The organism is Tateyamaria omphalii, assembly GCF_014651375.1.
Classification (GTDB): domain Bacteria; phylum Pseudomonadota; class Alphaproteobacteria; order Rhodobacterales; family Rhodobacteraceae; genus Tateyamaria; species Tateyamaria omphalii.
Genome location: NZ_BMWT01000009.1, coordinates 62,228 through 73,937, shown reverse-complemented (window position 1 = coordinate 73,937; position 11,710 = coordinate 62,228). Strand labels below are relative to the sequence as shown.

Genomic DNA, 11,710 nt, shown 5'->3' with positions numbered 1-11,710 from the left:
CGGCAGTGGTATTTTCAGTCAGAAGAAACACGCGCCCGTGCTGCGGCCGCCTGATCAGGCAGGCCGGATTTGTCGTAGATCCCTGCCAGCATGGTGTTGAGCGGAATGCCGTCCGGGTCGAAAGTGCGTCTCATTTCAAGGACTTGTTGCGCCTGTGAGGTGCGGCCAGCACGGATCAGCGCGTCTAGGTGGATTTGTTCGAAGAGGTCGCGTTGCGCGTGGCTGCCGCCGCACTCGGCCAGCCGGGGCAGGGCTTTGCCCAGGAAACGAATGCAGTCGTCGTAGTCTTCGGCGGCATGCGCGGCGATGCCGTGGGCGGCCCAGAGGGCGACGTCGCGCCAGACATGCCAGTCGTGTTTCGTCTCATCCTCCGCACGGGCTTCGATGGCTTTGAGGAGTGTTTCGCCTTCCTCGCGGTGGGTGCGTCCAAGCGCGTAGAGGTATTGCAGGGTGAGGAAAGGGCTGACCGTATCTGCGCCGCGTTTGGCGATGTGATCGGCCACGTCCCGCCAGCGGTTGCCGACATTGATCCCGGCAAATTCGATCCGGGCGAGCAGTGAGACGGCACCAACCTGATCCTGCGAGTAGTCTTTGTTCTGACCCCACACATGGGTGTCGTAGGCGGCCAGCACGTCGTCTGTGCGTCCGGCCGATATATAGAACAGGGCCAGGTGCCACCAGTTGTGGGTGTGCATGAAGCTGTTGAGGTGAGCCCAATGGTGGGCGACAGATTCAAGGAACGCGGTGCCCTCGGCCACCTGTCCGCGGGTGAGGTAGATATGCGCTAGTGCGTGGTGCGCCCACGGTTCGCTTTCGTCCAGCGTCAGGGCGTGGCGTGCGGCGGCTTCGGCGTCATCCAGCAGGTGGCATTCTTCGAATCCGAAGGCGCGCATGCCGTGGGCATAGGCGATATCGGCTGCACCGGGTTGGGCTTTTTCCGCGACGCGCAGCATGGCGGGGAAGTCACCGATGTTGAACGTGTGGTATTGCCCCAGTTTCAGCATCACCATGTCGCGGGGATAGGCGCTGACTGTGGCTTCGCACAGTTCGATGAGTTTGGGGATGTCACCGGCCACGAACAGGCAGGCGGCCTCCACTGCAGCCTCTTCACGTGCGGTGAGGCCTTTGGCGGCCAGCGCGTTGTCGAGAAATGGTTGCGCAAGGCCAGGTGCAGCTGGCGCCTCGAGTAGCATGTAGAGGATCGCGGCATAGGCGTTGGAAAGGCCGTTCTCGGAGTCGGCTTTGGCGGCTTTCAACACATTCACCGCCTTGGTTTGAAAGCTGATGAACCCGTGTACGAAATCGTCGATGCCCTGGCGGGTTGTGTCGTTGTTGCAGGTGATGGGCAGGCCATAGAGGTCTTGCATGGTGCCTCCTTCAGATCGGGTGTTTGGCGGCGTAGGCGCGCAGCAGTTCTGCCACCTGATCGGGCGCGTCCCAGTGGATCGAATGCCCGGCCCCTTCGAGGATGTGGTGCGGCAGGTGGCTGAGTACCGCGAGGATGTGGTCGGGTGGTACGATCAGGTCAAGTGCACCGATCAGGACTTGCGTGGGGCATTGGGGGCTGGCGAGTGCCGTCCTGTCGAACCCGCGCAGGGCGGTGAGCTGGTGTTCCATGGCGTCTGCGGATTGGGCGTGCGGGTAGGCCAGACTGTCGGCCACCGCCTGATCCACTGCCGCCGGGTCGTTGTAGACACGAGGATTGAAGAGCCATGGGAACAAGGCGCGCAGCCATGTGTCCTCGGGTGCGTTGCTGCGCCGGATCGCGATGAGGTTGGCGAACAGGGCTGTGTTGCGCGGCAGGCGCACCGGGGCGGACGCAGCGATGTGGGTCGAGGCCATCCGGTCGGGCACTTCCTGTGCCATGTGCAGGGCGATGATCCCACCCATGGAGTGGCCAATCGTGTGATACCGGTCAAAGCTGAGGTGGGTCATCAGCGCCACTGCGTCCTTGCACATCAGGTCGATGCTGACCGGCGCATTCCATGGGGTGGTTTGCCCCGTTGTGCGGTTGTCAGGAGTGATGCAAGTGAAGTGGTTTTGAAGCAGCGGGATCAGGGGCGTCCAACTGGCATGGTCCGACATGAAGCCCGCAAGCATCAACAGCGGTGGTCCGTTGCCCTTCATCTCGTAGTGCAGGGTGATGTCGTCACGCTCAAATGTCGGCATTGAGCTCTCTCCATGTTGGCAGCAGGTCGCCCGGGGCGGGGGTTGCGGCATAGACACCGCGCGCGATGGCACGGCTAAGGCAAACGGCGGCGGCGTGGCCGATCAATGTCAGGTCCAACGGGGTTGTCATGCGTTTGGCGCTGGTCGAGAGGCTGAATACGAGGTCTCCATCGCCCGGGCTGTGGGCAGGGACGCAGGCGCGCGCGATGCCATCATGGGCGGCAATGGCGACGCGCTGGCATTGCGCCTTGTCGAGTGTTGCGTCGGTCGCAACGATGGCGATCGTGGTGTTGGCCCGTTCCAGCATGGCTGTCAGTTTGCGGCTGTCATGGGTGCGTCCGAGCCCCGATTGTACGTCGGGGCCAAGGCCGCCGAACTCGCCTTCGATCTCGAACGGGGCCGCCCAGAAATGTTTGTCCCCTGGTGTTGTCACGCTGCCCATGGGGTTCGCCGCGACAAGCGCGCCCACGGCGATCCCGCTGTCGAGGGTCAGCGACGCAGTGCCGAGGCCGCCTTTCATCATGGCGGTCATGGCGCCGGTGCCTGCGCCGATAGTGCCGATAGGTGTGCTGTCTGTTGCGGCCTCAAACGCGGCCCGTCCGAGCGCGGGGTAGGGCGTTTCGGTCCAAGTCTGATCGCCCCCGGACAACAGGTCGAAGATGATCGCCCCCGGGACAAGCGGGATGATCGCGTTGCCCACCCGGTAGCCGCGTCCCTTGGCCCGCAGTCCTTCGACCACGCCGGAACATGCGTCGAGGCCAAATGCGCTGCCACCTGACAGCACCAAAGCGTCCACTTGGGCCACCGATTTATCTGGGGCCAGAAGGTCCGTTTCCCGGGTGCCCGGCGCGCCGCCCTGGACCGAGACCGACGCGGTGAAAGCTGTGTCCGCGGTCAGCACAGTGACGCCGGATTTGAGCCTGTCATCTTGCGCGTGGCCGACCTTGAGCCCCTCGATATCGGTAATCGCGTTTTGTGGCCCTGGGGTCATTTTGAATTCGTGCCTCCGGCGGGGATTTTTTGAAACAGGGAAGGAGTGACCCGTTCGCCTTAGATACGAGGTTTCGGTGCGGCTGTGGCTGGATCGCCGGTGTTGGGCACACCCTTGGGTTCGATCAGAAGGACCTTGCATTCGTGCTCCGCGCGGGGGCGGTGGGTGACGCCTTTGGGCACGATAAACAACTCGCCCGCGGCGACCGGATGACTTTGGTCCTCGATGTCCATGACCATTTCACCTTCGAGCACGAGGAAGAAATCGTCGGTGTCGTCGTGGAGGTGAAAGGGAAATTCACCCTGGAATTTCACAACCATGACGTCGTTGTTGTTGTAATCCGCAACAACGTGCGGATCCCAATGGGTGTTGAACCGGGTCAGTTTGGCAGCGAGATTGATTGGATGCATGTGTGGCTCCTGTCTTAGGCCCATCATGCCCGAACCGGGGCTGTCCACAAGGGGGGTACTAAGGGTGTTTGTACGGGTCTGTTCGCCGCTCAGAAAGGTGATAAACCTGTGATGGTATCAGACCCTTTGAAAAGGAACGTACAGAATGATCGCCTATGTCACCATCGGAGTTGACGACATCGCTGGCGCGGAACGTTTCTATTCCGCTTTCTTGCCCGCTCTGGGCTACGGGTTGGAATACTATCATGGGGACCTGAGCTATACTCTGCCAAGGGCGCCGGGACAGTCCTTCGCGCCGCCGGATTTCTATGTCAAATCGCCGTTCGATGGCTCTCCGGCCTCGACCGGGAACGGGACCATGATTGCCTTTGAAGCAGAGGGGCAGCAGCAGGTGCGTGATCTTCATGCCGCCGCCCTGGCGGCAGGTGGTCATGACGAGGGCCAACCGGGGTTCCGTGCCGCCTATGGGCCGCGATTTTACGTGGGCTATCTTCGGGATCCGCAGGGCAACAAGATCGCCCTGTTCTCAAGCAATCCGGATGAACCGGGACGCGACGACTAGTTCCGGTGTCGCTGGGGTCAGATGCAGCGGCCCCCGTCGACTTCCATCGCGACGCCGGTGATCATCGCGGCGGCATCAGAGCAGAGGAACGTGGCAGCGGCCCCCATATCCTGCGGGGTTGAAAACCGGCCCAATGGTATCGTGGACAGGAACTTGGCGCGGGTTTCGGGTGTGTCCACGCCCATGAATGATTTGAGCAGGGGTGTTTCGCCCGCCACGGGGTTGATCGCGTTCACGCGCACGCCGTGAGGCGCAAGCTCGACTGCCATTGCCTTGGTTGCCGTGATCATCCAGCCCTTGGAGGCGTTGTACCAGTTCAACCGGGGCCGGGGGCTGACGCCCGCGGTGGAGGCCACGTTGAGGATCGCGCCGGTCTGCCGTTCCTTGAAATGAGGCACGAGGCTACGAGCGGTGAGGTAGACGGACTTGGCGTTGACGGCCAGCACGCGGTCGAAATCCTCTTCGGTCACATCCTCAAGCGCTTGCGGCAGGTGGGTTATACCTGCGTTGTTCACGAGGATATCGAGCTGGTCGAACGTCTTGAGTGCTTGGTCGGCAAGGGCTTGCACGGATGCGCCATTGGATACATCGACTTCGAAAGCGGTCCCGCCAATGTCTCGCGCAATAGTTTTGGCCCCGTCGCCGTCGATATCGGCGACCATGACCTGCGCTCCTGCGGAGGCAAAAGCGCGTGCAATCCCTTCGCCAAAGCCGCTGGCCCCGCCTGTGACGATGGCCGTTTTGCCCTCAAGCTGCATCTGAAACCTCCGCAATGAAATCTCGCATGAGGGTATAGAACGCCTCTGCCGCGTCAAAGTCGACCGTGTGGCCCGCGTTGTCCAGCAAGTGGTAGCGGGCATTCGGCAGGTGCCGGGCGACTTCAGCGCCGAAAGGGTGGGGCATGATGGGGTCCCGGTCGCCGGAGATGACGAGGGCAGGGCAGGTCACATTGGCAAGCTCGGGGCGGAAGTCGAACCGCCCATGCTCGTTTTTTGGTCCGTTGAAGTGCATGGCGACGGGGTTCTTGACGATCATGCGCGCAACCATGTCCTGATCCAGACCCTTGACGGAATAGAGCGGAAAGCAGGTGTCGAAATAGGCTTGTCTGCGCTCTGGTGTGGGGTCTGACCAGTAGGTGCGCGCGACCTCGCCAGCCTTGGGGCCGCCGATGCGTGTGAACGCGTCGAACACCGCTTCGAAATCCACGTGGGCTGCCGTCACCGACAGAACGAGCCCAGACAGCCGGTCAGGGTGCCGCGTCGCGAAGGATTGCGCGACATAGCCGCCAAAGGACGCGCCATAGATGATGGGTTTGTCGATCCCCAGCACATCGCACAGCCCGGCAACATCATCGCCCCATTGCGCGAGGGTCCATGTTTCGGGATCGCCATCGTCCGACCGCCCGTTTCCGCGATGATCGACATAGACGATCTGGCACAGGTCGTCGAGTTGGCCCAGATGCGGTTTGTAAATCGAATGATCCGCCCCCGGCCCGCCATGCAGGGCGATGAGTGTTGGTTTGTCGCGCATCTTTGTCCCTTCGGGGACAAGGCCTGCGCCCTCGATGTCAACATAAAGCTGGACGCCGTTCACCTCGATCCGCATTACGCCGTTGCCCTCCCTCCGGATTGGTCGAAACAGAACCCGGTGGTGAAGCTGGCCTCGTCCGAGGCGAGCCAGCAGGCCATGGATGCAATCTCGTCCACTGTGCCGAAGCGGCCCATTGGAATTTTGGACTGCATGAAGTCGATATGCTCTTGCGTCATCTGGTCGAAGATGGCCGTACGCACCGCTGCCGGGGCGATGGCGTTGCAGGTCACGCCGCTGGTTGCCAGTTCCTTGCCCAGTGATTTGGTCAGGCCGATGACGCCCGCCTTTGAGGCCGAGTAGGCAGGGGCGTTCGGGTTCCCTTCCTTTCCCGCGATCGAGGCGATGTTGATGATCCTGCCCCATCCCTTGGTCCGCATGATCGGGGCAGCAGCGCGGTTGCAGTAGAAGACAGCGTTCAGGTTCAGGTCATGGACCTTCAGCCAGTCGTCGACGGGGTAGTCCCACGTGGTGGTGTTGGGCCCAGTGATCCCAGCAGAGCAGACGAGGATGTCCGGAGCCGCCTCTTGCATAGCAAGTGCGACGGCGTCGGGATCCGTTACGTCAATTTGGCGACTGTCCATGTCCAACGCCGCAAGGGCATCGGCATTGATGTCCCAGATCTCGACCGTGCCGCCTTCGGCTTTAATCCGGCTTGCAATGCCGTGGCCCAGCCCGGCAGCCCCGCCGGTGATGACAGCTTTGCGGCCCTGAAAGCGGTTTTCGAAGATCATGACATGTCCTTTCCGATTGCCTGGCGGTGCGCGCCGGTTTCAGCCGTGGTGTGCTGCCACGGTTTTCAGGGTTGAGAAGCCATAGAGCGCCTCGAACCCCTTTTCCCGCCCGTGGCCGGATTTGCCGATGCCACCGAATGGCAGTTCAACGCCGCCCCCAGCGCCGTAATTGTTGATGAAAATCTGACCGGAGCGCAGCGCCTTGGCCAGCCGCATCTGACGGGCGCCGTCGCGTGTCCAGACACTGGCGACAAGGCCGTAATCTGTGCTGTTGGCGATGCGCAGAGCGTCTTCTTCGGTGTCGAAGGGGATCAGCACTTGGACCGGGCCAAAGATTTCATCGCGGGCAAGCCTGTGATCTGGGGGCACGTTGTCAAAAAGGGTGGGGAGGACATATGCGCCGCTCTCGGGTGCGTTTTGCAGGCGTCCTTGGGCCGCTATGGTGAGGTTGGCACCTTGCGCGAGGAACCCTTCGACAATCTGTTTCTGACGAGCCGAGATTAGAGGGCCGATGCGGAGGTCATCGAGCGCGGGGCCAACGCTGAGGGTGGCGTAGGCAGAAGACATACGGCTGCGTACCTCCTCGTAAACTCCGCGCTGCACAAGGATGCGGGACGAGGCGGAACAGGTCTGTCCTGCGTTCTGGACTCCCGCATTCACGAGGAAGGGTAAAGCGGCATCCAGATCGGCATCGTCGAACACCAGTTGCGGAGATTTGCCGCCCAGTTCCAGCGTGACCGGCACCACGTTTGCCCCTGCAGCCTGCTGGACCAATGCGCCGGTGCGGACCGAGCCGGTGAAGCTGATATGCTGCACGCCCGGATGAGACGCCAGCGCTGCGCCCGCCTCGGCCCCCAAACCCGGCACCACGTTCAGTGCGCCCTCGGGCAGGCCAGCCTCGGCCGCGATATGCGCAAAGGCGAGGGCGGTCAGGCACGCCTCTTCCGCCGGCTTGAGGACACAAGCGTTGCCCATGGCAAGGGCGGCCCCCACGCTGCGCCCGATGATCTGCATCGGGTAGTTCCACGGCACGATATGCCCGGTCACCCCGTGCGGTTCGCGCAGGGTATAGACGGTGTAGCCTTCCAGATAGGGAATGGTGTCGCCCATCACCTTGTCGGCGGCCCCACCGTAGAATTCCATGTAACGGGCCAGAGCGACGGCATCGGCTCGCGCCTGTGTCAGCGGTTTGCCCACATCCAGCGCTTCGAGCGTCGCGAGGTCGTCGACCCGCTCCAGCACTTTGCGCCCGATATCAGTCAGGATACGCCCCCGTTCGGTGGCCGTCATGCGGCCCCAATCGCCGTCGCGCGCGGCGTGAGCGTCCGTGACAGCTGCATCGATATCCGAGGCTTGCCCACGTGCGATCCGAGCCAGATCGCTGCCGTCCGACGGGTTGATCAGGGGCAGGGTGTCACTGGCAGCGCTCCATGTGCCGCCGATCAGCATGAGGGATGGATCGAACCAAAGCGCGTCTGTCATTGTATGTCCCGGTAGGTGAAGGTGTAGCTATGGCATTGATAAGGCGTCAGCGCCGGTCCCTTTTCAAGGCCATTGATCCCGGGTGCGGTTGTCAGCACCCGGTCCCAGAACCTTGCCGTACCCGTCAAGGTAGCGGCCACTCCGATGCGCCACGGACCAGAGTGCAAAGCGAGGCACAAGACTGCCGCCTGCGCCCCAATTCCACGACTACGGGCGTTTGGCAGCACACAGAACTCGGAAATTTCATGATGGTCGTCGTCACATTTGCGGATCAGGGCAAATCCAGCCCTGCTCTGGTCAGCCTCAATTGCATACACGGCCCGATCCGCATCGTTCCACCAGATGTCAAAACGATCATGTTCAAGCGGACCAAAACCCGGCACCAATTCAGCAAAATAGGGTGCTACGACGGCGTGTAACCACGGCGTATCCGCGCGCGACAAACGGGTGAGCACAACACTCATCACGCTGCCCCGGGCAGAGTTGGAGCGGCATCGATCAGTTGTCGTGTGTAGGAATGTTGCGGATTGGCAAAAACAGCCTCGGTCACACCTTGTTCAACGATCTTTCCCTTCTGCATGACCATCACCCGGTCGGTGATCGTCCGCACGACGCTCAGGTCGTGGCTGATGAACAGGTACGTCAGATCGTACTGGCGGCAGAGGTCCGCAATCAGGTCGAGGATCTGGGCGCGGACGGAGACATCGAGGGCGCTGACCGCCTCGTCAAAGATCACCAGTTCGGGTCGGATGATCAGGGCGCGCGCAATGGCAAGGCGTTGCCGCTGTCCGCCCGAGAATTGATGGGGGTACTTCTGCGCATCATCTGGGGACAGGCCGACATCCGTCAGGGCTGAGGCGATGCGGTCATCGTGATCCCTTGGTGGGCTGTCCAACAGGTGAAAGGGCTCGGTGATCAAACGGGCGACGCGATGGCGGGGGTTAAAGCTGCCGTAAGGGTCCTGAAACACCACCTGCATCTTGCGCCTGACGGACGGGTCGGTGACAGGCGTGCCGTCAAGCGTGATCGACCCGCCCTGCACCGGCTCAAGCCCAAGAATGGCGCGCGTGAGGGTGGACTTGCCGCAGCCGCTTTCCCCCACCAGCCCGATCCTTTCGCCACGCTTGATATCAAAGTTCACCTGGTCCACTGCACGATGTGTCCCCGCGGGGACAAACAGTTGCGTGCGGGGCAGGGTGTAGTCGCGCACGACGTCCTGGACACGTAACAGCGGAGCTTGCTCCGCCCCGGCCGGCAGATTGACGCGGTGGTTGGAGGCAGCCAGCAGGGCTTGGGTATAGGGGTGCTGCGGGTCGGCCAGTAAGGCGGGCGTGTCGCCCGCCTCGACCACTTCACCATGGCGCATGACGACGATCCGGTCCGCCATCTCGGCCACGACAGCAAGGTCGTGGGTGATCATCAGCAGACCCATCCCATCCTCTGCCGCAAGGCGTTTGAGCAAGGTCAGGATCTGCGCCTGCGTGGTGACATCAAGCGCCGTGGTGGGTTCGTCTGCAATCAACAGCTTGGGTCCGCAGGCGATGGCAGTCGCGATGACAACGCGCTGGCGCTGCCCGCCGGACAGCTCGTGCGGGTAGCGCGTGAGCGCAATTGTGTCGAGGCCGACGCGGTCCAACACCTCGCGGGCGCGCGTCGTCGGGTTGAGGTCGGGACGGTGGAGGCGCACGGTTTCTGAGACCTGCGCGCCGATGGTCTGCACCGGGTTCAGCGCGGTCATCGGCTCTTGAAACACCATACCCGCGAGGTCGCCACGAAGGGTGCAAAGCGTGGTTTCGTCCAACTCCAGCATCTCGTGACCGTTGAGAGTGATGGCCCCCGTGGCCTCGGATCGCGCGGGCAGCAATTGCATCACGGCCAGGGCCGTCATCGACTTGCCGGACCCGCTTTCTCCTGTGACGGCGACAACCTCTCCGGGTGCCAATGACAGAGACACATCATGCAGGATCGGTGTGCCCGAAATGGACAAGGAGAGGCCATTGATGGACAGAAGGCTCATACCCGTGCCACCCGCAGTTTCGGATCAAGCGCATCTCGCAATCCGTCCCCCAAAAGGTTCAGGCCAAGCACAGTCAGGATGATCGCCATACCCGGCACCAGTGCCATATGGGGCGCGATACTGACCAGCGTTTGCGCATCCGCGAGCATCCGGCCCCAGCTGGGGGTTGGGGGTTGCGCGCCCAGACCGACATAGGACAGTGCGGCCTCGGCCAATATACCAAGGCTGAACTGGATCGTGGCCTGCACGATAAGCAGGTTCGCGATGTTGGGCAGGATGTGTTCGACGCTGATCCGCGCCGCGCCTTTGCCCGCGACGCGGGCCGCGAGAATGAATTCGCGCGCCCATAGGGGCAAGGCGCCGCCACGCGTGACACGGGCGAAGACGGGGATATTGAAGATACCGATGGCGATGATGGCGTTAATGGCACCTGCCCCGAAGACGGCCGTGATCAGAATGGCGATGACCAGCGACGGAAAGGCAAAGATCAGGTCGTTGCCACGCATGATCACCTCGTCCACCCAACCGCCTTGCCGCGCCGCAGCCCACAGGCCCAGCGGCACGCCCAGCCCGATGCCGATGCCCACTGCGACGCAGGCCACGGCAATGGACGTGCGGGCGCCCACCATGATCATCGAAAACAAATCGCGCCCGAAATGATCGGTGCCAAACCAGTGGATCCCGTTTGGCGTCTGCAGTTTTTCGGGAATGTTCATCGCGCCATGATCGAAGGGCGTCCAGACAAAGGACAGCAGGGCCGCGATCACCATGAGCGCCGACAGTACCCCGCCAAGGATCAATGACCGGTTCATGTGCGGGCCCTCAGCCGTGGATCGACAGCGGCGTAGGCCAGATCGACGACGAAGTTCACAACAATCACCGCAAAGACAAGCAGCATTGTCACGCTCTCCACCACGATCAGGTCGCGGGCCGAGATGCTTTGGAAGATAAGCCGCCCGAGGCCCGGCAAGTAAAACACTTGTTCGATAATGATCCCGCCCGCAAGCAGGAACGAGAATTGCAGGCCGAGGATCGTCAGCACCGGGATCATTGCGTTGCGCAAGCCGTGGCGGCGCAGGGCGGCCCCACGGCTCAGCCCCTTGGCGCGGGCCGTGCGCATGAAGTCTTCGTCCAGCACATCCAGCAGGGATGAGCGCATGACGCGGGCGAGGATGGCGGCCTGCGGCAAAGCAAGGGCGATGGCGGGCAAGGTCAGGGATTTCATGGCTGCGAATACGCCCTTGTCCCAACCTGCAAACCCGCCGGCGCTGAACCAGCGCAGGTTGATGGCAAAGATCAGGACCAGCATCATCGCAAACCAGAAATTCGGGATGGCGATGCCCACCTGGGTTGCGCCCATGACACCCACATCACCCGCTTTGCCCCGGCGGGACGCGGCGTAGATGCCTGCCGGGAAGGCGATGATCGTGGACAAGGTCAGGGCATAGAGCGCAAGCGGCAAGGATACCCAAAGCCGGTCAGCAATCATCTCGGACACTGGCGTGCGGTACTGGTAGGACGTCCCGAAATCGCCCTGCACCATGCCCCCGACCCAGGACAGGTATCGCTGCCATTTCGGTTGATCGAGGCCCAGCTCGGCCCGCAGGGCGGCGAGCGTGTCCTCCTGTGCATTGATGCCCAGCATGAAGGATGCCGGATCGCCGGGCGCCACTTCGATCACTGCAAAGATCAGCAGCGACGCAATGGCGAGGCTGATGAATAGGGATAGAAGCCGTTTGAGAGTGTAGCGCAGCATAT

The 11,710-nt window shown here is 62.3% G+C and carries 13 protein-coding genes; 1 reads left to right on the top strand and 12 read right to left on the bottom strand.

The genetic code is table 11. The features are described 5' to 3' along the window. Nucleotides 1–14: 14 nt before the first annotated feature. Genes IE087_RS21690 through IE087_RS21675 form a run of 4 tightly spaced genes read right to left on the bottom strand, consistent with a single transcriptional unit; the run spans nucleotide 15 to nucleotide 3,570 of the window. The gene (locus IE087_RS21690) at nucleotides 15–1,367 is read right to left on the bottom strand and encodes a tetratricopeptide repeat protein (protein WP_189371622.1); all 1,353 of its coding nucleotides are present in this window, start codon (nucleotides 1,365–1,367) and stop codon (nucleotides 15–17) included. Nucleotides 1,368–1,377: 10 nt separating this feature from the next. Continuing rightward, entirely contained in the window at nucleotides 1,378–2,169 is a 792-nt protein-coding gene (locus IE087_RS21685; RefSeq protein WP_189371620.1) for an alpha/beta fold hydrolase, read from the bottom strand. Further along, nucleotides 2,156–3,160, bottom strand: coding sequence for a P1 family peptidase (locus IE087_RS21680; RefSeq protein WP_189371618.1), 1,005 nt, complete (start codon nucleotides 3,158–3,160; stop codon nucleotides 2,156–2,158). The genes IE087_RS21685 and IE087_RS21680 overlap by 14 nt, the downstream gene beginning before the upstream one ends. A 59-nt stretch (nucleotides 3,161–3,219) precedes the next feature. Then, the gene (locus IE087_RS21675; RefSeq protein ID WP_189371616.1) at nucleotides 3,220–3,570 is read right to left on the bottom strand and encodes a cupin domain-containing protein; all 351 of its coding nucleotides are present in this window, start codon (nucleotides 3,568–3,570) and stop codon (nucleotides 3,220–3,222) included. A gap of 145 nt (nucleotides 3,571–3,715) precedes the next feature. On the opposite strand from IE087_RS21675, the gene IE087_RS21670 reads away from it, so the two are divergent. Then, nucleotides 3,716–4,132: a VOC family protein gene (locus IE087_RS21670; RefSeq protein ID WP_189371614.1), complete on the top strand. Its 417-nt coding sequence runs from the start codon at nucleotides 3,716–3,718 to the stop codon at nucleotides 4,130–4,132. 17 nt (nucleotides 4,133–4,149) lie between these two features. Here IE087_RS21670 and IE087_RS21665 read toward each other — a convergent pair whose 3' ends face one another. The 8 genes from IE087_RS21665 to IE087_RS21630 are packed head-to-tail and all read right to left on the bottom strand — an operon-like array spanning nucleotide 4,150 to nucleotide 11,708. Next, complete coding sequence (locus IE087_RS21665) at nucleotides 4,150–4,890, bottom strand: SDR family oxidoreductase (RefSeq protein WP_189371612.1); 741 nt, start codon at nucleotides 4,888–4,890, stop codon at nucleotides 4,150–4,152. Then, nucleotides 4,880–5,737 (bottom strand): alpha/beta fold hydrolase, encoded by an 858-nt coding sequence (locus tag IE087_RS21660; RefSeq protein ID WP_189371610.1) that lies wholly within the window; start codon nucleotides 5,735–5,737, stop codon nucleotides 4,880–4,882. The genes IE087_RS21665 and IE087_RS21660 overlap by 11 nt, the downstream gene beginning before the upstream one ends. Then, the gene (locus IE087_RS21655) at nucleotides 5,737–6,453 is read right to left on the bottom strand and encodes an SDR family NAD(P)-dependent oxidoreductase (RefSeq protein WP_189371608.1); all 717 of its coding nucleotides are present in this window, start codon (nucleotides 6,451–6,453) and stop codon (nucleotides 5,737–5,739) included. The genes IE087_RS21660 and IE087_RS21655 overlap by 1 nt, the downstream gene beginning before the upstream one ends. A 39-nt stretch (nucleotides 6,454–6,492) precedes the next feature. After that, complete coding sequence (locus IE087_RS21650) at nucleotides 6,493–7,935, bottom strand: aldehyde dehydrogenase family protein (RefSeq protein WP_189371606.1); 1,443 nt, start codon at nucleotides 7,933–7,935, stop codon at nucleotides 6,493–6,495. Further along, the gene (locus IE087_RS21645) at nucleotides 7,932–8,399 is read right to left on the bottom strand and encodes a GNAT family N-acetyltransferase (protein ID WP_189371604.1); all 468 of its coding nucleotides are present in this window, start codon (nucleotides 8,397–8,399) and stop codon (nucleotides 7,932–7,934) included. The genes IE087_RS21650 and IE087_RS21645 overlap by 4 nt, the downstream gene beginning before the upstream one ends. Beyond that, nucleotides 8,399–9,952: an ABC transporter ATP-binding protein gene (locus tag IE087_RS21640; protein ID WP_189371602.1), complete on the bottom strand. Its 1,554-nt coding sequence runs from the start codon at nucleotides 9,950–9,952 to the stop codon at nucleotides 8,399–8,401. Before IE087_RS21640 ends, IE087_RS21645 begins: the two co-directional genes overlap by 1 nt. After that, nucleotides 9,949–10,764 (bottom strand): ABC transporter permease, encoded by an 816-nt coding sequence (locus IE087_RS21635; protein WP_189371601.1) that lies wholly within the window; start codon nucleotides 10,762–10,764, stop codon nucleotides 9,949–9,951. The genes IE087_RS21640 and IE087_RS21635 overlap by 4 nt, the downstream gene beginning before the upstream one ends. Beyond that, complete coding sequence (locus IE087_RS21630) at nucleotides 10,761–11,708, bottom strand: ABC transporter permease (RefSeq protein WP_189371599.1); 948 nt, start codon at nucleotides 11,706–11,708, stop codon at nucleotides 10,761–10,763. Before IE087_RS21630 ends, IE087_RS21635 begins: the two co-directional genes overlap by 4 nt. Nucleotides 11,709–11,710 lie beyond the last annotated feature (2 nt).